Source organism: Actinoplanes sp. NPDC019969, from assembly GCF_055562375.1.
In genome coordinates this window covers 392,548-411,571 of record NZ_JBVHFK010000001.1, presented here as the reverse complement: position 1 = coordinate 411,571, position 19,024 = coordinate 392,548, and the positions used below count along the sequence as shown (strand labels likewise).

19 protein-coding genes are annotated in these 19,024 nt (G+C 71.3%); 8 read left to right on the top strand and 11 right to left on the bottom strand.

The window, feature by feature from the left end; genetic code table 11:
* Window positions 1–125: 125 nt before the first annotated feature.
* The 3 genes from ACZ3II_RS01875 to ACZ3II_RS01865 all read right to left on the bottom strand — a co-directional run bounded on the left by ACZ3II_RS01875 (window position 126) and on the right by ACZ3II_RS01865 (window position 3,268).
* Complete coding sequence (locus ACZ3II_RS01875; protein WP_465515727.1) at window positions 126–833, bottom strand: ABC transporter ATP-binding protein; 708 nt, start codon at window positions 831–833, stop codon at window positions 126–128.
* A 155-nt stretch (window positions 834–988) separates the two neighbouring features.
* Entirely contained in the window at window positions 989–1,624 is a 636-nt protein-coding gene (locus ACZ3II_RS01870; protein WP_465515726.1) for an alpha-ketoglutarate-dependent dioxygenase AlkB, read from the bottom strand.
* Between the two features lie 141 nt (window positions 1,625–1,765).
* A complete protein-coding gene (locus tag ACZ3II_RS01865) occupies window positions 1,766–3,268 on the bottom strand; it encodes an MFS transporter (RefSeq protein WP_465515725.1) in 1,503 nt (500 codons plus the stop codon).
* A gap of 88 nt (window positions 3,269–3,356) precedes the next feature.
* Here ACZ3II_RS01865 and ACZ3II_RS01860 point away from each other — a divergent pair, with 88 nt between their 5' ends.
* The gene (locus ACZ3II_RS01860; protein ID WP_465515724.1) at window positions 3,357–4,085 is read left to right on the top strand and encodes a TetR/AcrR family transcriptional regulator; all 729 of its coding nucleotides are present in this window, start codon (window positions 3,357–3,359) and stop codon (window positions 4,083–4,085) included.
* Window positions 4,082–4,609: a GNAT family N-acetyltransferase gene (locus ACZ3II_RS01855; RefSeq protein ID WP_465515723.1), complete on the top strand. Its 528-nt coding sequence runs from the start codon at window positions 4,082–4,084 to the stop codon at window positions 4,607–4,609. Before ACZ3II_RS01860 ends, ACZ3II_RS01855 begins: the two co-directional genes overlap by 4 nt.
* Before the next feature lie 32 nt (window positions 4,610–4,641).
* On the opposite strand, the gene ACZ3II_RS01850 is transcribed toward ACZ3II_RS01855, so the two are convergent.
* The 7 genes from ACZ3II_RS01850 to ACZ3II_RS01820 all read right to left on the bottom strand — a co-directional run bounded on the left by ACZ3II_RS01850 (window position 4,642) and on the right by ACZ3II_RS01820 (window position 13,835).
* Window positions 4,642–5,604 carry a succinate dehydrogenase/fumarate reductase iron-sulfur subunit gene (locus ACZ3II_RS01850; RefSeq protein WP_465515722.1) on the bottom strand — a complete coding sequence of 321 codons (963 nt, stop codon included), beginning with the start codon at window positions 5,602–5,604 and terminating at the stop codon, window positions 4,642–4,644.
* Window positions 5,601–7,484 carry a fumarate reductase/succinate dehydrogenase flavoprotein subunit gene (locus tag ACZ3II_RS01845; RefSeq protein WP_465515721.1) on the bottom strand — a complete coding sequence of 628 codons (1,884 nt, stop codon included), beginning with the start codon at window positions 7,482–7,484 and terminating at the stop codon, window positions 5,601–5,603. The genes ACZ3II_RS01850 and ACZ3II_RS01845 overlap by 4 nt, the downstream gene beginning before the upstream one ends.
* A gap of 15 nt (window positions 7,485–7,499) precedes the next feature.
* The gene (locus tag ACZ3II_RS01840; RefSeq protein WP_465515720.1) at window positions 7,500–8,294 is read right to left on the bottom strand and encodes a hypothetical protein; all 795 of its coding nucleotides are present in this window, start codon (window positions 8,292–8,294) and stop codon (window positions 7,500–7,502) included.
* A gap of 244 nt (window positions 8,295–8,538) precedes the next feature.
* Complete coding sequence (locus tag ACZ3II_RS01835; protein WP_465515719.1) at window positions 8,539–9,996, bottom strand: TldD/PmbA family protein; 1,458 nt, start codon at window positions 9,994–9,996, stop codon at window positions 8,539–8,541.
* Window positions 9,993–11,429, bottom strand: a complete 1,437-nt coding sequence (locus ACZ3II_RS01830; RefSeq protein WP_465515718.1) for a TldD/PmbA family protein — start codon at window positions 11,427–11,429, stop codon at window positions 9,993–9,995. Before ACZ3II_RS01830 ends, ACZ3II_RS01835 begins: the two co-directional genes overlap by 4 nt.
* Before the next feature lie 31 nt (window positions 11,430–11,460).
* Entirely contained in the window at window positions 11,461–12,012 is a 552-nt protein-coding gene (locus ACZ3II_RS01825) for a Uma2 family endonuclease (RefSeq protein WP_465515717.1), read from the bottom strand.
* 68 nt (window positions 12,013–12,080) lie between these two features.
* Window positions 12,081–13,835: a S9 family peptidase gene (locus tag ACZ3II_RS01820; RefSeq protein ID WP_465515716.1), complete on the bottom strand. Its 1,755-nt coding sequence runs from the start codon at window positions 13,833–13,835 to the stop codon at window positions 12,081–12,083.
* Between the two features lie 93 nt (window positions 13,836–13,928).
* Between ACZ3II_RS01820 and mshB the strand changes: the two genes are divergently transcribed.
* The 3 genes from mshB (at window position 13,929) to ACZ3II_RS01805 (ending at window position 15,848) form a co-directional block, all read left to right on the top strand.
* Window positions 13,929–14,807 carry an N-acetyl-1-D-myo-inositol-2-amino-2-deoxy-alpha-D-glucopyranoside deacetylase gene (mshB, locus tag ACZ3II_RS01815; RefSeq protein ID WP_465515715.1) on the top strand — a complete coding sequence of 293 codons (879 nt, stop codon included), beginning with the start codon at window positions 13,929–13,931 and terminating at the stop codon, window positions 14,805–14,807.
* The gene (locus ACZ3II_RS01810; RefSeq protein ID WP_465515714.1) at window positions 14,804–15,292 is read left to right on the top strand and encodes a hypothetical protein; all 489 of its coding nucleotides are present in this window, start codon (window positions 14,804–14,806) and stop codon (window positions 15,290–15,292) included. The genes mshB and ACZ3II_RS01810 overlap by 4 nt, the downstream gene beginning before the upstream one ends.
* A gap of 70 nt (window positions 15,293–15,362) precedes the next feature.
* Window positions 15,363–15,848, top strand: coding sequence for a hypothetical protein (locus ACZ3II_RS01805; protein ID WP_465515713.1), 486 nt, complete (start codon window positions 15,363–15,365; stop codon window positions 15,846–15,848).
* On the opposite strand, the gene ACZ3II_RS01800 is transcribed toward ACZ3II_RS01805, so the two are convergent.
* Window positions 15,845–16,804, bottom strand: a complete 960-nt coding sequence (locus ACZ3II_RS01800; protein ID WP_465515712.1) for a GNAT family N-acetyltransferase — start codon at window positions 16,802–16,804, stop codon at window positions 15,845–15,847. The genes ACZ3II_RS01805 and ACZ3II_RS01800 overlap by 4 nt on opposite strands.
* A gap of 83 nt (window positions 16,805–16,887) precedes the next feature.
* Between ACZ3II_RS01800 and fdxA the strand changes: the two genes are divergently transcribed.
* Genes fdxA through ACZ3II_RS01785 form a run of 3 tightly spaced genes read left to right on the top strand, consistent with a single transcriptional unit; the run spans window position 16,888 to window position 18,989 of the window.
* Window positions 16,888–17,214 carry a ferredoxin gene (fdxA, locus tag ACZ3II_RS01795; RefSeq protein WP_465515711.1) on the top strand — a complete coding sequence of 109 codons (327 nt, stop codon included), beginning with the start codon at window positions 16,888–16,890 and terminating at the stop codon, window positions 17,212–17,214.
* Window positions 17,211–18,308, top strand: a complete 1,098-nt coding sequence (dapC, locus tag ACZ3II_RS01790) for a succinyldiaminopimelate transaminase (protein ID WP_465516578.1) — start codon at window positions 17,211–17,213, stop codon at window positions 18,306–18,308. The genes fdxA and dapC overlap by 4 nt, the downstream gene beginning before the upstream one ends.
* A 24-nt stretch (window positions 18,309–18,332) precedes the next feature.
* Window positions 18,333–18,989 (top strand): SIMPL domain-containing protein, encoded by a 657-nt coding sequence (locus ACZ3II_RS01785; RefSeq protein WP_465515710.1) that lies wholly within the window; start codon window positions 18,333–18,335, stop codon window positions 18,987–18,989.
* The last annotated feature ends 35 nt before the right edge of the window (window positions 18,990–19,024 follow it).

Here is a 19,024-nt window from a genome sequence, read left to right as displayed (position 1 = left end):
ACCGGCTTTCCGGATATGTGACACCGGAGGCCGGACCGGCCTCAGGTCATGGGGCGTTGTGCTTCATTCCGCGTGTTGATTTCGGCCGCTGTGCGCGCCGCAACTCCACACGCAGGGTGCCCGGGTCAGGCCGCGACACCCAGGTAAGCGTCGGTGACCTGGGGGTTCTCGCTGATCTCGCCCGGGGTGCCGAGCGCGATCGGCTTGCCGAAGTCGAGCACCAGGATCTCGTCGCAGACCGACATCACCAGGTCCATGTGGTGCTCGACCAGCAGAACGGTGGTGCCGACCTCTTTGATCAGGTTGCCCAGCCAGCGGATCTCGTCGGCGTCCAGCCCGCCGGCCGGCTCGTCGAGCATCAGAATGCGCGGCTTGGCGACCAGGGCCCGCGCCAGCTCGATCCGCTTGCGGATCGCATAGGGCAGCGCCCCGGGGTGAACGGCGGCGTACTTCCCGACGCCGCAGCGCTCCAGAGCGGCCAGGGCATCCCGCTCGGCGTGCCGGTGCCGGGCGCCGACCATCACGTTCTCCAGCACTGTCATGCCGGCGAACTGGCCCACGCCCTGCAGGGTGCGGGCGATGCCCAGACGGTTCAGGTGGTGCGGGCGGGGCCGCCACGGCTGACCGTCCAGCGTCAGCGACCCGGAGGTCGGCTGCACGAAACCACAGATGACGTTGAAAAGGGTGGTCTTGCCCGCGCCGTTGGGCCCGATGACGCCGACGATCCGCCCCGGCGGCACGCGCAGGGAGACGTTCTCGAGAGCGGTCAGGCCGCCGAAGCGGACGGTGATGTCCTGGAGCGCAAGCTCCTTGAGCTGGGGATCTGTTGACATGGCCGCCTCGTTGGGACCGGTGGAGTCCTGAGTGGAGATGGAGCCTCAACTATTTACACTTGGAGTGTAACTTTCTCGGCCGACTCGTCAACCACTTGCAATATCCCCGTTACGCGGCGGGCCGTCGCCGATGCCGATAGGCCGGAATTGCGCGCTTAGGCGACGCCGATCGGCCGGAATTGCACACTGATCCGCGGTCCGACCGGTTTCGCGGTCTTCGGCACGGCATGCTCCCAGGTGCGCTGACACGAGCCGCCCATCACGATCAGATCGCCGTGCCCGAGCGGGAACCGCACCGTGCCGTGCCCACCGGCGCGTGGTCGCAGCAGCAGGTTGCGCGGTGACCCGAACGAGACGATCGCGACCATCGTGTCCTGCGTCGCGGACCGGCCGATGGTGTCACCGTGCCAGGCCACGCTGTCCCGGCCGTCGCGATAGAGGCACATCCCCGCCGTCACGAACTCCTCGCCGAGCTCGGCCGCGTAATGCCGGTTGAGCTCCGCTTTCGCCGCGTCCAGCGCGGGGTGGGGGAGCGGCTCCCGCGGGCCGAACCACCGCAGGAGCCGGGGCACGTCGACGACGTCGTCATACATCTTGCGCCGCTCGGCCTTCCAGTCGATGCCGAGCAGCGTCTCGAACACCGCGTCCGACCCGTGCAGCCAGCCCGGCAGCACGTCGGCCCACGCGCCGGCGGTCAGCGGGTGCCGGGTGACACGGCCGGTCAGCGGGGTGACCGCCTCGCCCGCCCCGGTCGCCAGGTCGAACATCGAAGGCTGATAGGCGCTGCTCATGCCGCCATGTTAGTACGCACGTTCGATCTTTCTGACCCCCTGCATCGGTACGGGCCACGCAGCGTCCCGTGCCTCGCGGCAGCCACGGCAGGCGTCCCCTCCCGGCCGACCCCCGGGTGCGGCTCATGCATGCCGTCACGGTCACCCCCGGCTGGTTCCCAGGGCTGTCTCGGCGGCGGGGGTGGCGGGCTTCGGGCGCAGCACCGTGGCGGCCAGGATCGCCGCCGCGATTCCGCCGACCACACCGACCAGGGAGGTGACCGCGATGGCGTCGACGAAGGCCGCCCGTGCCGCGTCGGCCAGTCCGGTGTCCCCGGTCGCCGCCGCGACGCCGAGGGCATCGCCCAGCGAGTCCCGGGCCGGGCCGCCGGCGCCGTCCGGCAGCGCCGCGCGATACGCCGTGGTCAGCACACTGCCCAGGACGGCGATGCTGAGCGCCGTCCCGATCTGTTGCACCGTGTCGTTGACCGCCGACCCGACGCCGGCCCGTTCCGGGGGCAGGGCGCCGAGCAGCGTCCCGACCGCCGCCGGCGACGCGACGCCGCTGCCCATCCCGATCACCACCAGGGCGGCGGCGAGCTTGAGATACCCGTCGGCCGGGCTGAGCGATGCGAGCACCGCGAACCCGCCGGCCACCAGCAGCAGGCCCGCCGACAGGGCGACCCGTGCGCCGAACCGCTTGTCCACCACGACGCCCACGCCGTTGCAGATCATCGTCGTCACGAGCATCGGGATGAACGCCGCGCCGGCCCGGATCGGCTCGTACCCGAGGACGAACTGCAGGTACTGCGTGATCGCCAGCATCACGCCGCCGGCCGAGAAGGCGAGGATGACCAGGGACATGCTGGCGCCCCGGAAATTGCGATCCCGGAAGAGAGCGAGCGGCAGCATCGGCTCGGCGACCCGGCGTTCCCAGATCACGAAGGCGGCCAGAGCGGCGAGCGCGACGGCGAAGCCACCGGCGGTCCGCACCGACTCCCAGCCGTGCTCGGGCGCCGAGATCACGCCCCACACCAGCGCGGTCATGCCGATGGTGGAGAGCAGCGCGCCGATCGTGTCCGGCCGGGTGGCCGGGCCGCGGGACTCCGGGATGATCAGCACCGCTGCCATGATGCCGAGGACCGCGATCGGGATGTTGATCAGGAAGACCGATCCCCACCAGTAGTGCTCCAGCAGCAGGCCGCCCAGGGTGGGGCCGCCGAGCGCGCCGAGCATCAGGACCGAGCTCCAGATCGCGATCGCCTTCTTGCGCTCGGTCTCGTCGAAGACCGTGGTGAGGATGGCCAGGGTGCCCGGCATCAGGAAGGCGGCGCCGAGGCCCATCAGGCCGCGCACCGCGATCAGCTGACCGGGGGTCTGGCACACGGTGGCCAGCGCGGACGCCCCACCGAAGATCGCCAGGCCGGTGACCAGCCCGAGGCGGCGGCCGTGCCGGTCGGAGAGGCTGCCGGCGGTGAGCAGCACACCGGCGAAGACCAGGATGTACGCGTCCAGGATCCATTGGATGTCGGCGGTGCTCGCCCCCAGGTCGCGGATCAGCGAGGGGATGGCGATGTTCAGCACCATGTTGTCCACGACGGCCACGAGCAGGCTCAAGCAGAGCACGCCCAGGATGTGCCAGCGCCGCGGGTGACGCTCCGGCATTGATCGTCCTCTCTCGTACGGTGTGCGGGAAACTCGAACACCGTACCAGTGGACTCGAACGCTGTGCGAGTCCCCGTAGGATGACCTCATGCCCGACTTCACCGACTCGGTGTGGACCCGACCCGCCCGGCCCCGCACCGGTCAGCCCGCCCTCAGCCGCGAGCAGATCGTCCGGTCGGCGATCGAGCTGCTCGACGCCGAGGGCGCGAGCGGGCTGAGCATGCGGCGTCTCGGCGCCCGGCTCGGCTCCGGCGCCACCTCGCTCTACTGGCACGTCGCCACCAAGGACGATCTCGTCGAGCTGGCCGTCGACGAGGTGATGGGCGAGGTGTACGTGCCCGAGCCGGGCGACACCCCGTGGCGGGTCGGCGTGAGCGTGATGGCCAACGGGCTGCGAGCCATGCTGCTGCGCCATCCGTGGGTGATCGGTTACCTCGGGATGCGGCCCACCATCGGCCCCAACGTGCTGCGGATGAGCAACCGCAGCATCGCGCTGCTGTCGGCGTCCGGTTTCACCGGCCCGACCCTGTCCCACGTGCATGCGCTGATCACGGCGCACGTGATCGGGTCGGCCACCACCGAGGCCGCCGTGGGCGGGGCTGTTCGCCGGTCCGGGCAGAGCGCGGCCGCGTTGCGCGCGCGGATGGAGCCGTTCATGGACAAGGTGGCGGTGGACTACCCGGACTACGCCCGGTGGCGCGACGAGAACGGCGTTGCCGACATGGACCCCACCCAGGTCTTCGACGAGAGTTTCGCGTTCGGCCTGAATCGCATCCTCGACGGCCTCGAGCTCTACCTGACCCGGGACGCGGAGTGAGCGCGCTGTCGATCCGGGACGCGTCGGCCAGGGACGCGGGGGTGTGCGCGGCGATCTACCGGCCGTACGTGCTGGACACCGCGATCACCTTCGAGACCGATCCGCCGGACGAGACCGAGATGGCCCGGCGGATCCAGGTCGCGCTCGACGATCACGCCTGGTTGATCGCCGAGGCCGACGGCGAGATCATCGGGTACGCCTACGCCGGCCCGTTCGCCGCCCGCCCGGCCTACCGCTGGTCCTGCGAGGTCAGCGTCTACCTGGCGGCCGGCCGTCGCCGCACCGGAGCCGGCCGTGCGCTCTACGGTGTGCTGCTGCCCCGGCTGGCGGCCCGCGGTTACCGGACCGCCGTCGCCAAGATGACCCTGCCCAACGACGCCAGCATGGGTCTGCACACGTCGCTCGGTTTCCAGCCGGTCGGCGTCCACTCCCGCATCGGCTGGAAGCACGGCGCCTGGCGCGACGTCGCCATCGCCCAGCTCGCCCTGCTCACCGACGACCATCCGCCGTCCGGCCCGCACTGACCGGACGGCGGCCGGTGTGGTGCCGGAGTGGGCTATGGCTTGTGGCCCTTGTCGGGGTGGTTGTAAAGCAGCTCCTCCGGTGGGAGCGGGAAGACGACGTCGTCGCCGAACGGGGAGAGGCCACCCTGCAGGGGCGCCACGAGCTCGGCGATGTCCATGTGGCCGTCGGGTCCGACGTGGGCGCTCTCGGGGAGGCGGGAACTGGACGGCGGCGCCTCCACGGAGGTCGGTGCGGAGCGAGTCTCGAGCTGGTCCCGGCGGAGGATCTTGCGGCCGAGCCAGACCAGCGGGTCGTACCGCCGGTCCACCACGCGCTCCTTCATCGGGATGATCGCGTTGTCAGTGATCTTGATGTGTTCCGGGCAGACCTCGGTGCAGCACTTGGTGATGTTGCAGTAGCCGAGACCCTGGCTGGCCTGCGCGTATTCCTTGCGGTCGGTCTTGGAGTCCAGCGGGTGCATGTCGAGCTCGGCGGCGCGGATGAAATACCGCGGGCCGGAGAAGGCAGGCTTGTTCTCGTCGTGGTCGCGGATCACGTGGCAGGTGTTCTGGCAGAGGAAGCACTCGATGCACTTGCGGAACTCCTGGCTGCGTTCCACGTCGATCTGCTGCATCCGGTAGTCGCCCGGGGCGACGCCGGCCGGTGGCGCGAACGCCGGTGTCTCCCGCGCCTTCTCGTAGTTGAAGGACACGTCGGTGACCAGGTCGCGGATCACCGGGAAGGTGCGGATCGGGGTGATCGTGATCGTCTCGTTCTCGGGGAACGTCGACATCCGGGTCATGCAGCCCAGCCGCGGCTTGCCGTTGATCTCCATCGAGCAGGAGCCGCACTTGCCGGCCTTGCAGTTCCACCGGCAGGCCAGGTCGGGCGCCTGGGTGGCCTGCAGCCGGTGGATGATGTCGAGGACGACCTCGCCCTCGTTCACCTCGACCTCGAAGTCGCGCAGATCGCCGCCGGAAGCGTCGCCGCGCCAGACTCGGAAATGGCGTTTCACTCGGACAGCTCCTCGTCGGTCAGGTATTTCGCGAGCTCAGCACGCTCGAAGAGAGAAAGAAGCTCGTCGCGCATCTTCGGGACCGGTTTGCGTTCCAGATGCACCTCGCCGTTCTCCTCCAGCGAGCAGACCAGGTTGATGCGCCGCCACTCCGGGCTCATCTTCGGGAAGTCCTCGCGGGTGTGACCGCCGCGCGACTCCTCCCGTTCGAGCGCCGCCTTCGCCGTGCACTCCGAGACGACCAGCATGTTGCGCAGGTCGACGGCCAGATGCCAGCCGGGGTTGTACCGCCGGCCACCGCCGGCGCTCACGTTCGCCACCCGGACCCGGAGCTCCTGCAGGCGTTTCAGCGCGTCGGTCAGCTCACCCTCGCGCCGGATGATGCCGACCAGGTCACCCATCACCGCTTGAAGATCTTGCTGCAGGGTGTACGGGTTCTCGCCACCCGTGCGTACCAGCGGCGCGAGCGCGATCTCGGCGGCGGCGGCCACGTCCACTTTCGTCACCTTGGGCCGGGCCGGCAACGTGTCCACATAGGCCGAGGCGTGCTCGCCGGCGCGTTTGCCGAAGACCAGCAGGTCGGACAGGCTGTTGCCGCCGAGCCGGTTGGACCCGTGCATGCCGCCGGACACCTCGCCCGCCGCGAACAGGCCCTGCACCCGGCCGAGCGCCGCGCCGGTGTCCGGCTCGACCTCGACGCCACCCATCACGTAGTGGCAGGTCGGCCCGACCTCCATCGGCTCCTTGGTGATGTCGACGTCGGCCAGCTCCTTGAACTGGTGGTGCATCGACGGCAGCCGCCGGATGATCTGCTCGGCCGGCATCCGGGTCGACACGTCCAGGAACACCCCGCCCGCCGGACTGCCCCGACCCGCCTTGACCTCGCTGTTGATCGCCCGCGCCACCTCGTCACGGGGCAGCAGCTCGGGTGGGCGGCGGTTGTTGTCGGGGTCGGTGTACCAGCGGTCGGCCTCCTCCTCGGTTTCCGCGTACTGCTGGCGGAAGACGTCGGGGACGTAGTCGAACATGAACCGCTTGCCCTCGGAGTTGCGCAGCACCCCGCCGTCGCCCCGGACCGACTCGGTGACCAGGATGCCCTTCACACTCGGCGGCCAGACCATGCCGGTCGGGTGGAACTGCAGGAACTCCATGTTGATCAGCGTCGCGCCGGCGCGCAGGGCCAGCGCGTGACCGTCCCCGGTGTATTCCCAGGAGTTGGAGGTGACCTTGTAGCTGCGGCCCACCCCGCCGGTCGCCAGCACCACGGCCGGGGCCTCGAACAGCACGAACTCGCCGGACTCCCGGAAGTAGCCGAACGCGCCGGCCACCCGGTCGCCGTCCAGCAGCAGCTCGGTGATCGTCGTCTCCTGGAACACCCGGATCCGCGACTCGTAACTGCCGGTCTCGGCGAAGTCCTCCTGCTGCAGGGAGACGATCTTCTGCTGGAGGGTGCGGATCAGCTCCAGGCCGGTGCGGTCGCCGACGTGGGCGAGCCGTGGGTACTCATGGCCGCCGAAGTTGCGCTGGGAGATCTTTCCATCTTTCGTACGGTCGAACAGGGCCCCGTACGTCTCCAGCTCCCAGATCCGCTCCGGGGCCTCCTTGGCGTGCAGCTCGGCCATCCGGAAGTTGTTCAGGAACTTGCCGCCCCGCATGGTGTCCCGGAAGTGGACCATCCAGTTGTCCCGCGAGTTGACGTTGCCCATCGCGGCCGCCGCGCCGCCCTCGGCCATCACCGTGTGCGCCTTGCCGAACAGCGACTTCGAGATGATCGCGGTACGTTTCCCGGCGAGCCGGGCCTCGATCGCCGCCCGCAGGCCGGCCCCACCGGCCCCGATCACGACGACGTCGTACAGGTGTCGCTCGATGGTGGTGCTCATCGTCTCGCCCCCGCCTCAGTTGATGATTCGCAGGTCGGAGAACCACTCGGCGGCCAGACCCATGATGTAGAAGTCGGTCAGCGCCAGGGTGCCGAGCGTGATCCAGGCCAGCTGCATGTGCCGGGCGTTGAGTTTCGACACGAACGTCCAGAAGCGATAGCGGACCGGATGCTTCGAGAAGTGCTTCAGCCGGCCGCCGGCGATGTGCCGGCAGGAGTGGCAGGACAACGTGTAGGCCCAGAGCATGATCACGTTGACCCAGAGGATCACGTTGCCGAGGCCGAGACCGGTGGTCTGCGCCCGGACCGCGTCCCACGTGTTGATCACCGAGATGATCACGGCGGCGTAGAACGCGTACCGATGGGCGTTCTGGAAGATCAGCGGGAAGCGGGTCTCACCGGAATACGTCTTGTGCCCGTCCGGCACCGCGCACGCCGGCGGCGACAGCCAGAACGCGCGGTAGTACGCCTTCCGGTAGTAATAGCAGGTCAGCCGGAAGAGCAGCAGGAACGGCAGGGTGAACGCGGCCTCCGGGATGAGGAAGAAGCTGGGGAGCGGGGTGCCGAACTCCGCCGCCGGACCGCACACGTCGGTGATGCACGGGGAGTAGAACGGCGTCAGATAGTGGTACTGCTCCACGAAGAACCACTTGTGCATGAACACCCGGACGGTCGCGTAGGTCACCCACGCGCCCAGTCCGATAAAGGTCACCAGCGGCGCGAACCACCAGCGGTCGGTGCGCAGCGTCCGGGCGGTGATCGCCGCCCGCGCCTTGCCGCCGCCGCCCGGCTTCGATGCCGTCGTCGTCATTCCATCTCCTGACAGTGCCGTGACAGGGGCCGCGGCACGAGGAGGTCAGGACACGGCAGTGCCCCACGCCTCCGTCGCATCGCGACGGTGATGTGGGGCACACGTTACGCCGAAGGTCTGACAGTTTGCGGACTGGGTCACAAAAACATCATCCCGGCACGCAAAGATCAGCACCGATGGAGTAAAGGATCTTCGCGTGTGGAGTTCGGCCGCTATCCGCGCCCCAACTCCACACGCCGGATCGTCAGCCCGAGGCGTTGCCGGTGACGTTCCACTCCGCCAGGTGCAGGGCCGGCGCGGCGTATCGCGCGCGGCCCCACGACTCCGGCAGCAGCACCGTCTCCGCGCCGATCCCGAGCACCTTCCCCGGCCCCAGCGCCCGCGGATAGGACTGGGTGAACCGCAGGTTGCTCACCGGCGAGGTGACCTGCCCGTCCTCGATCAGCCACACCCCGTTCCGGGTGAGGCCGGTGATCACCAGCGCCTTCGGATCGAGAACGCGGGTGTACCACAGGTCGGTGATCAGCAGTCCACGCCGGACCGCGCCGATCAGCGGGCGCGCCGAGCCGGCGATCGAACCGGCGCCACCGTCGCCCGGTGCGGCCCCCGGGACCGGCGCCGCCTCCAACCGCAGGTGCCGAGCGTGCGGCCCCCACGACCGGGACACCGCGGACGCGTGCCCGGTCGACTCGGCGCCGGCCTGCGCCGCCGAGGTGCGGTCGTGCGTAACCGCCGTGGTCACCCCGTCGCGGACCAGCACCAGCGGGCGGCGCGGCGTGCCCTCGTCGTCGAACGGCAGGTCGGCGGCCGGCTCGTCGCGGCTGCCGAGCGGCTCGTCCACGATGGTCACCGACGGGTCGAACTGCTCCCGGCCCAGCTCGGCGAAGCTCTGCTGCTGGTGGTGCGCCTTGCCGTCGAAACCGAAGAACGCGAAGTTCTCCAGCATGTCGCGGACCGCGTCCGGCTCCAGCACCACCTCGTAACGCCCCGGCGGCAGCTCGACCGGCTCCCGGGCGGCCCGCGCCTTGGCCGCGGCCCGCGCGCCGAGCACCGCCCCGTCCAGATCGGCCAGGCGCGCGGCGGCCAGCCGGGCCACCCCGTCGGCGCCCCCGTCCCGGGCGATGCCGTCCATCGCGGCCTCGGCGGTGCGGCCCTCCACGGCCTGACCGGCGCTGTTGGCGAACGCGGCGGAGACGTAGACGGTCCGGCAGTAACCCGCCGTCTCCAGGCCGCCGGCGGCCCGGACGAAATCCCGGACCCGGTCGGCGCGCTCGGCCGGGTCGGCCCGGGCCGTCGCCTCGTCGAACCCGAACGCCAGCCCGGACCGCTCGCCGGAGCCGGGATGCCCGGCCGACAGCCGCAGCGGCGCCGGCGGGGCCAGACCCGGCCAGGACCGGTCGGCCGGCGACACCCGGACCGCGGCGAGCGTCCGCTCGACCAGGGTCCGCAGGCCGTCGGCGCTGGTCACCGTGGTGGAGCCGCCCGCCGTGCGCCCGCCGGCGTGCAGCCGCAGCCGGACGCCGGTGCTCGCCGACGCCACGTTCTGGTGGATCGCCGAGTTGGCGAACCGGGTCAGCGCCTCGGCCTCGTGCCGCACGTTGACCTCCGCCTCGGCCTCCCGCCCGGCCAGCTCCCGGACGAGCTGGATGACGTGCGCCGCCAGCTCCAGCTCGGCCCCGGCCCGGCCACCCTCCCCGCTCATCCGTGCACCCCCACCCGAACGTTCGTGAACCGGGCCGGCGCCGCCGGATGCCCGGTGTGCCCGATCTGGCCGGGCTGGCCCTTCCCGCAGTTCGGCGTGCCCCAGGCGATCGTCTCGCTGGACAGCATGTCCATCGACTGCCAGAAGCGGGGACCGATCCCGGTGTAGGTCGGGTTGCGCAGCATCCGGCCCAGCTTCCCGTTCTTGATCTCGTAACCGATCTCGCAGCCGAACTGGAAGTTCAGCCGGCGGTCGTCGATCGACCAGGACCGGTTGACGTCCATGAACACGCCGTCGCGGGTCTCCGCGATGATCTCGTCGAAGGTGTGCGGTCCGGGCTCCAGGCCGACATTCGTCATCCGGACCATGGGCAGCCGGGCCCAGCCGTCGGAGCGGACACTGCCCGCGTAATCCAGCCCGGCGACCGCCGCCGAGTCGCGCCCGGCCAGCACGCCCACCCAGAGGCCGTCGCGGACCGCGTGCCGCTTGGCCGCCGGCGTGCCCTCGTCGTCGAACCCGAAACTGCCCAGCGCGCCGGGGAAGGTCGGGTCGATCGTGATGTTCATCAGGCCGGAGCCGTAGCGCAGCGAACCGAGCCGGCTCAGGTCGAGCCAGCTGGTGCCGGCGAACGCGGCCTCCCAGCCGAGGATCCGGTCCAGCTCGATGGCGTGCCCCACCGACTCGTGGATCTGCAGGGCCAGTTGCTCGCCGCCGAGCACCAGGGTCGTCTCGCCGGACGGGCAGAGCGGCGCGGTCAGCAGCGCCCGGGCCTCCTCGGCCATCCGCGGCGCGTTGCCGACCAGATCGATCTCGTCGACCAGCTCCCACCCGCGGGTGCCGAACTGGCCCCGATGCGACGGCCAGGACCGCCGTTGCACCTCGCCGTCACCGATCGCGATCGCCGTGACACCGGCGCCGCACTCCCGGATGTGCTGGTCGATGCGGTGCCCCTCGCTGGAGACGAACCACTTGCGGGTGTCCCAGATCGCATAGTTGGCCTCGGCCGCGTCGGCGCCCGCCGCCTTCGCCGCGGCGGTCGCCCGGACCAGCAGGTCGCCCTTGTCGGAGAGCGGCACGCCGAGCGGGTCGACCACGCAGTCGCTGGCCCAGCTCGCCTCGATCGCGGCGGACGGGACGAGATCGCCCGGCGGGCCCGGGACCACGGCGCTCGCGGCGGCGATCCGGGCGGCGCGCGCGCCGGCGGCACGGGCGGAGGGTTCGGACAGATCGGGGACGGCGTAGAAGCCCCAGCTGGAGCCGACCAGCGCCCGGACACCCAGGCCGGCGCTCTCGTCGAAGCTGAGATCCTCCACATCGCCGTCCCGTGCGGACATGGACTCGCTTCGCCGCACCATCACCCGGGCATCGGCATATCGAGCCCCCGCGTCGAGCGCGGCCTGCACCGCCGCACCCGCCTCATCGAAGTGGGTCATGAACCGACCCTATGCGCCGGGTCCGACAGTTTCAGCGAGGCGGAAGGAGATCCGCCGGATCGATGGTCACGGCGATGGGGTCGGAGAGTTCGAGTGGCTCGCCCGGCGTGGCGACGGCATGCTCGCGGTACTTGCCATCGTCGAGCCTGTAGAGAGTGAGCTTGCCGATCTTCGGGTCGATGAGCAGGTACCACGGGATGCCCGCCTCCGCGTAGTACCTCATTTTGACCACCTTGTCGTTGGCCTGGTTCGACGGCGAGAGGATCTCGCAGATCAGCCGGACCGAGGCCGCGTCCATCACCAGTTCGTCGAAATCGATGTCGGCGGTGATGGAGAAGTCCGGAATACAGATGCGGCCGGGCTGGAGTCGGACATTTCCTCCGCCGAACGCATTGAGTCCCGCGCGGCGCGCTGTGGCTCGTGTGATTTCGGCGAGTCCGAAGACGATGTCCTGGTGGCGTGGCAGTGGATCCGGAGACACGTGCAGGCTCCCGTCGAAAAGCTCGATGCGCTCGGGCGTTTCGCCAAGGTCCAGGTACTCCCGCTCGGTCCAGGTCTTCTCGAGGTGGAGGATCGATGTCATGGCGTCTCCCGCGTTGTCAGGAGACAATGGTTGCACGTCATCTGGTCGCATATCAACCCCTCAAACGACTACCGCCCATTCAAGAAGGTTAGCTCCTCCTCGAAACTCGCGGCCGGACGCGACGGGAAACCGGCCAGCTCCGCGCCGACCAGCAGCACGTCCGGCGAGCCGTCGGACTCCCGCAGCGAGTGGTGGGCGTACACGTCCGGGGAATCCCGCCGATCACCCAGATAGCGCTCGGCGAACGCGGCCGGCAGCTCGTCCCAGCCCAGCACCGGCTCCCGGGCCACCGCCCGGTGGAACACCTCGGGCCGGCGCAGCACCGCCATCGCCGCCAGCCACCCGCCGAGACCGGCCCCGCGCACCGCGACCCGTCCCAGGTCCAGGTCCGGGTGCTTGCCGTGCAGGGCGTGCAGGGCGTCGGCGTGGTCGCTCAGCATCACGTCCGCCGGCCGCCGGTGCACCCCCTTCTCGTAGCTGGGCGCCACCCCCGGCGTACCCCGGGAATCGACGCTGACGACGGCGAAGCCGGAGTCGGCCCACCGCTGCCGCTCCCGCCAGGACGCCGGATCCGCCAGCACCTGCTGCCGCCCGGGCCCGTCGCCCATCGTGACCAGCACCGGAAGCCTCGTCCCGGCGACGTGCCCGGCCGGGTAGAGCACCCCGGCCGGCAGCCTGCGGTCGGTGACCCGTTCCAGCAACGGCGACACGGCGACCCGTGCCGGTTCCGGGCCGAGGCTGATCAGGCGGCCGGCGTGCCACACCCGGTTCCCGGCGACCAGCACCTCGCCGCCGACCGTGACCTGCTCGTCCGCGGCCAGCCCGGCGATCCGCTGCAGCTCCGGGCCGCCGCCGCCCAGCGAGGTGCGCACCCGGAAGATCTCCCGCACCGCCGGGTCGCCCAGGCTGCCCTCGACGATCAGGTCGGGGGAGCCGGCCGGCCCGTCCGCGCGGGGCAGCGTCCCGGCCACCCGCCGCACGTACAGGCCGGGCGGGGTGAGCAGGCTCCCGTCGGCGAACAGGCAGCGCGCGTCGAACCCGTCGTGGGCCAGTTCGCCGCCGACCAGCACCCGCCCGTCCGGCAGGTGCCGGGGCGTGCCCGGGATCGGCTCCACCCAGCGGGCGTCGGCGAGTTCGGCGTGCACCTGGGTCTCGCCGGTGCGCGGGTCGACCGAGAGCACCAGGCCGTGCTGCTGCATCCGGCGCAGCACGGTGATCAGCGGGCCGCCGCCGGCCCAGCGGACCTGGGCCAGATGCGGGTACGTCTCCCGGTCCCAGTGCACATCGACCCAGCCGTCGTCGAGGTCGAGCAGGTGCAGGCTGACCGACCGGGCGCCGCGCACGGCGAGGATCTGCGAGCCGTCCGGGGCCCACCACCAGCCGCGGGTACGCCCGAACTCGCCGGCGGACGCCCCCGGCATCCCCCACGCGATCGTCCCGCCGTGCTCGCGCCACGCGTTGCCGGGCTCGCCGGCCAGCAGCCGGTCGCCGTCCGGCCCGGTCACGTGCAGGGACGCCGCGCCGTGCGGGTCGGTGACGTAGCCGATCCGGTTCCCCGCCGGGTCCGGGCGCGCGTCGTACGCCGGCCCGGCCGTGCCGACCCGGGTGACGGTCCCCTCGGCCAGGTCGGCGCGGAACAGCTCACCGTCGCGCACGATCGCGGCGACCCGGGCGTCCCGGTCGGTCGCGTACGCGTCCACCGGCCCCTCGCCGACCCGCCGCGGCGTCCCGTCGGCGAGGTCCAGCCGCCAGAGCTCGGCGCAGCGGAGGAACAGGACACGGGCACTGTCGGCGCCGACCGTCACGGCGTACGGGTATCCCACGCCCCCAGCATCGCCGATCGGGGGCGACTCGCGCCGGGCAAACCGCGGGCTGGTGAGGCGAGTTCGCCGGTGGTCTTGCGTACAGTAGCGGCCGTGACTGAAGAGCTGCCCGCCCGCCGTCTGCTACTCGTTCACGCCCACCCCGACGACGAGGTCATCGGGACCGGGGCGACGATGGCGCACTACGTCTCCGCCGGCGCCCACGTGACCCTGGTGACCTGCACCCTCGGCGAGGAGGGCGAGATCCACGTGCCCGCGCTGGAGCGGCTCGGCGCCGCGCATGCCGACCAACTCGGCGGTTACCGCCTGGTGGAGTGGGAGCGGGCGTGTGCCGCGCTCGGCGTCACCGACCACCGGATGCTCGGCGGCGTGGGCCGCTACCGGGACTCCGGCATGATGGGCCTGCCGACCAACGAGCACCCGCGCGCGTTCTGGGGCGCCGATCTGGACGAGGCGGCCGCCCACCTGGTCGAGATCATCCGGGAGATCCGCCCGCAGGTGATGATCACGTACGACGAGAACGGTTTCTACGGCCACCCCGACCACATCCAGGCGCACCGGGTCGCGATGCGGGCCGCGGAGCTGGCCGGCGACGACGGCCCGGAGAAGATCTACTGGACCGCGATGCCGCTGAGCGTCCTGCGGGACGGCATGGAGGCGTTCCGCGAGTCGGAGAGCAACCCGTTCGCCGAGGTGGAGAAGGTGGAGGATCTGCCGTTCGGCACGCCGGACGACGAGATCGCCGCCCGCATCGACGGCACCGACCAGGACGCGAAGAAGACCGCGGCGATGCGTGCCCACGCCACCCAGATCCCGGACAACTCCTGGCTGTACGGGATCGCCGGCGACTTCGGCGGCGAGTTCATGGGCGTGGAGTACTACACGCTGGTCAAGGGCACGCGCGGTCCCGGCTCGGGCCCGTTCGACTGGGAGGACGACCTGTTCAGCGGGCTGGACGTGGATCCGCGATGATGCCGGACACCCGCCCGGAGACGCAGCCGTCCCCGGCCGCCGCGCAGATGGTGATCGGGGTGGCCGGCGTGATCGTCGCGGCCGTCGCCGCCGTGGTCACCGCGTTCGGCGAGCTGGAGCTGACCGCGCTGCGGATCGGCGCGGTCCCGGCCGTCCTGGCCGGCGACTCGCCGTACACGGGCTCCGGCGCCCCGTTGCCGCTGGCCGTCCCGGTGGCGGTCCTGGCCAACCTGGCGATCGGCTGGTTCGTGGTCTACACGACCGGCCGGCGGCGCGCGCTGGTGGTGCCGTGGGTGCTGTGGACGCTGGTGATGATGCTGGCAGCCGGCACCCGGACCGCCGAGGGCGATTATCTGGTCGGCGGGGCCAACTGGGTGGCGCTGGTGACGATCCTGGCCGGGAGCCTCACGTTCGCCGTCCACGCGTACCGGCTGATCCTGAAACCGCTGCGCACCGACAGCGAAATTCCAGGCGCCGCCAAGTAAGCCCTGTGGATCACCCGTGACCATGGTGCGGGCGTTACCATCTCGCCCACGAGATTCATGGTGCTCGACGGTGGAGGACGAGATGAGGCAGCAGCGCTGGTTCCGGATCGGGGCGCTGGCCGTCGCCCTGTTCGCGATCAACGTGATCGCCCGGCTGGTGATCCGTTTCAGTGCGGACAGTGCCGACGACCGGGCGCAGGGCCTGGCCACGATCGTGATGTTCGTGGTGGTGGCGCTGCTGCTGGCCGTTCTCACGTTCATCCGGTCGCAGCGGGACCGGCTCTCCGACTGGCTGCCCGACGTGGGGTTCGGCGCGCTCGCCGGCATGCTGCTGACCGTGCTGGTGGGCCCGTTCGTCAGCGGTCACGGCCCGTTCGCCGACGGCGCGGGCGACTTCTTCTCGCAGATCTGGCTCTACGGCGCCTTCGGCCTGGTCGGCATCGCGATCGGCTACGGCGTCGCCGTGATGCTCGGCCGGGACTACCGCTCCCGCGCGCTGAAGGCGTACACCGAGGCGCGGGCCCACCGCCCGCGCCGCGTCGTCGGCCGCGGTTAGAGCGGAGCTTCCCTGGTCAGGTAGGTGTGGTGGGTGCTGAACCCGAGCCTGCCGTACAACGCGACCGCCGCCGCGTTCCGCTCCTCCACCTGGAGGTAGGCGCGAGCGGCGCCGCGCTGGGCCGCCCACCGCGCCAGCCCGCGCACCACGTGCCGGCCCAGGCCGCGCCGGCGGGCGGCGGGCGTCGTCTGCAGCAGCGACACGCCGAGCCAGCGATCCGGTCCGGTCACCACGCCACGGGCCACCGCGAGCAGGTCACCGTCCACGTCGCGGACATGGGCGAAGACCTTCTCCGGTACGCCGTTCAGAACGCTCAGCGCGGCCGCCGGAAGCGTGCCCTTGTGCTCGGCGACCATCGCGTACCAGTCGTCGCCGGCGGAGTCGGCCAGATCCACCGGCGGCAGGTCGCTCCGGACCGGGCCGGCCACCAGCGGGGCCAGCGCCGCGGTCTGCACCAGGGTGAGCGGCCGGGTGGTCCAGCCCCGCTCGTCCAGGGCGGCGCTGACCGGGGCGGCCAGCGGCATCGGCGTGTTGACCAGCGGCTGCTGCCCACGGTCGGCGTACCACTTCGCGACCGCGTCGATCGCCGCCTCGAGCGGGCGGTCCGGGTCGCCGACGGCGAGCGCCGAGTTGGCCCGGCCGGTCCAGTTGTCCGCGGCGCGCAGGATCCAGCCACCGAGACGGGACCGGACCGGGGCGGGCCAGGCCTCGTCGGCGGCGAGTTCCAGCGCGATCACCGCGGCGGCGTGCGGCCGGCGGGCCGGCGGCACCCGCTTGGCCCGGTGCACCTCACGCAGCGGAACCCGGACGGTCCCCTTGTCGGTGGCGATGGTGAGATCGGTCTCGGTGAGGTCGACGAGTTCCCCGAGCGCATCCGTGAAGAGCGTGCGGTCCCCGGTTACGCCTACAATTCGCCGTACCACCACCCGGTGTCCCACATCCTGCTGTCGGAGCACGTAATACCTCCTTCGGCGGGAATACTAGGCTCTGCAATTCGTCGTCGGCGGTCTCCGCGGCGTGGCTTTGAAGGGAAAGACCAGTGACCTACATCATCGCTGAGCCCTGCCTCGATGTTCTCGACAAGGCGTGCATCGAGGAGTGCCCGGTCGACTGCATCTACGAGGGCAACCGGATGCTCTACATCCACCCCGATGAGTGCGTCGACTGCGGGGCCTGCGAGCCGGTCTGCCCGGTGGAGGCGATCTTCTACGAGGACGACGTCCCGGAGCAGTGGAAGGACTACACGAACGCGAACTACGAGTTCTTCGAGGACCTCGGTTCGCCCGGCGGCGCCTCCAAGGTCGGCAAGATCGACAAGGACGCCACGTTCATCGTCGCCCAGCCGCCGCGCGGGGACGCACACTGAGCGCCCTGTCGTCGGCCCTGCCGGATTTCCCCTGGGACCTGCTGGAGCCGGCCAAGAAGATCGCCGCGGCGCACCCGGACGGCATCGTGGACCTCTCGGTCGGCACCCCCGTCGACCCGGTCCCGCCCGCCGTCCGGCAAGCGCTCGCGGACGCCTCGGACGCCCCGGGTTACCCGCTGACCGCGGGCACCCCGGAGCTGCGCGCGGCGATCGCCGGCTGGCTGCGCCGGGAGTGCGGCGCCTCCGGCGAGCTGGGCGTGCTCCCGACGATCGGCTCGAAGGAGCTGGTCGCCTGGCTGCCCACGCTGCTCGGGGTCCGGCCCGGTGACGTGGTGGTGATCCCGTCGGTCTGCTACCCGACGTACGAGGTCGGCGTCAAGCTGGCCGGCGCCGAGGTGATCCGGTCCGACTCGCTCACCGCGATCGGCCCCGACCCCCGGGTCAAGCTGATCTGGATCAACTCGCCGTCCAACCCGACCGGCCGGGTGCTCCCCGCCGAGCACCTGCGCAAGGTGGTCGACTGGGGCCGCGAGCGCGGGGTCACGGTGGTCAGCGACGAGTGTTATCTGTCACTCGGCTGGGACGCCACCCCGGTCTCGGTGCTGTCCGACGAGGTGACCGGTGGCGACTACACCGGTGTCCTGGCCGTGCACTCGCTGTCCAAGCGGTCCAACCTGGCCGGTTACCGGGCCGGTTTCGTCGGTGGCGACCCGGCCCTGGTCGGCGAGCTGCTGGCGGTCCGCAAGCACGCCGGGATGATCGTCCCGGCGCCGGTGCAGGCCGCCATGGTCGCCGCGCTGACCGACGAGTCGCACGTGGCGCAGCAGCGCGACCGCTACGCCGCCCGCCGGGAGACGCTGCGGTCCGCCCTGGTCAAGGCCGGTTTCGAGATCAGCCATTCGGAGGCCGGGCTCTACCTGTGGGCGACCCGTGACGAGGACTGCTGGATCACCGTCGACCGGCTCGCCCGGCTCGGCATCCTGGCCGCTCCGGGCGCTTTCTACGGCCCGGCGGCGGCCCGGCACGTGCGGGTCGCGATGACCGCCACCGATGAGCGGGTGGCGGCCGCGGCCGACCGCCTGGCATCCTGGTGATCCCTGAGTGAAGGAGTGCCCGCTGTGGACCGGACCATCGTGACCGTCCACGGCGAGGCACACCGTGCGGTGCCCCCGGAGCAGGCCGCCTTCACCGTGACGGTGTCCGCGCGGGACAAGGACCGGCCCAGCGTGGTCGCCCGTCTCACCCAGCGGGCAGCCGAGGCCGACGAGATCATCAACCGGTTCGGTTCGGCGGTCGAGCGCCGGGAGACCACCGGCCTGCACGTCTACGCGGAGCACCGGCGGCGCGGTGAGCGGAGCGCGATCCACGCGGGCTCGGTCGACATCAAGGTGACGGTGACCGACTTCGAGCCCCTCGGGGAGATGCTGGCACAACTCGCCGCCGGCGAGTCCCGGTCGGTCTCCGGACCGTGGTGGAGCCTGCGGCCGGGCAGCCGGGCCGGCGCCGAGGTCCGCCGGGAGGCCGTCACCGACGGCCTGGACCGCGCCCGGGAGTACGCCGCCGCCGTCGGTTCCGAGCTGGACCGCATCCTGGAGATCGCGGACGCCGAGGCGGCCGGTGGCGGGCACCCGATGTCGATGCGGCTCGCCGGGGGCGCGGCGATGGCCGAGTCCGACGACGCCCCGGCGTTCGACCTGGATCCGCGGCAGCAGATCGTCGAGGCGCGGGTCCTGCTCCGGGTCACCATCACCGAACCGACCGTTCTGCGGGCCTGATCCGCCGAATCGGTCCCGGGTGGCCTGCCCGTCGG

Bases quoted from the DNA above. Each gene is read 5' to 3' on its own strand.
- ACZ3II_RS01830 (WP_465515718.1), bottom strand. From the start codon at position 11,429: ATGACCCACTTCGATGAGGCGGGTGCGGCGGTGCAGGCCGCGCTCGAC.
- ACZ3II_RS01840 (WP_465515720.1), bottom strand. From the start codon at position 8,294: ATGACGACGACGGCATCGAAGCCGGGCGGCGGCGGCAAGGCGCGGGCG.
- ACZ3II_RS01860 (WP_465515724.1), top strand. From the start codon at position 3,357: ATGCCCGACTTCACCGACTCGGTGTGGACCCGACCCGCCCGGCCCCGC.
- ACZ3II_RS01845 (WP_465515721.1), bottom strand. From the start codon at position 7,484: ATGAGCACCACCATCGAGCGACACCTGTACGACGTCGTCGTGATCGGG.
- ACZ3II_RS01810 (WP_465515714.1), top strand. From the start codon at position 14,804: ATGATGCCGGACACCCGCCCGGAGACGCAGCCGTCCCCGGCCGCCGCG.
- ACZ3II_RS01835 (WP_465515719.1), bottom strand. From the start codon at position 9,996: ATGAGCGGGGAGGGTGGCCGGGCCGGGGCCGAGCTGGAGCTGGCGGCG.
- ACZ3II_RS01875 (WP_465515727.1), bottom strand. From the start codon at position 833: ATGTCAACAGATCCCCAGCTCAAGGAGCTTGCGCTCCAGGACATCACC.
- ACZ3II_RS01870 (WP_465515726.1), bottom strand. From the start codon at position 1,624: ATGAGCAGCGCCTATCAGCCTTCGATGTTCGACCTGGCGACCGGGGCG.
- ACZ3II_RS01865 (WP_465515725.1), bottom strand. From the start codon at position 3,268: ATGCCGGAGCGTCACCCGCGGCGCTGGCACATCCTGGGCGTGCTCTGC.
- ACZ3II_RS01825 (WP_465515717.1), bottom strand. From the start codon at position 12,012: ATGACATCGATCCTCCACCTCGAGAAGACCTGGACCGAGCGGGAGTAC.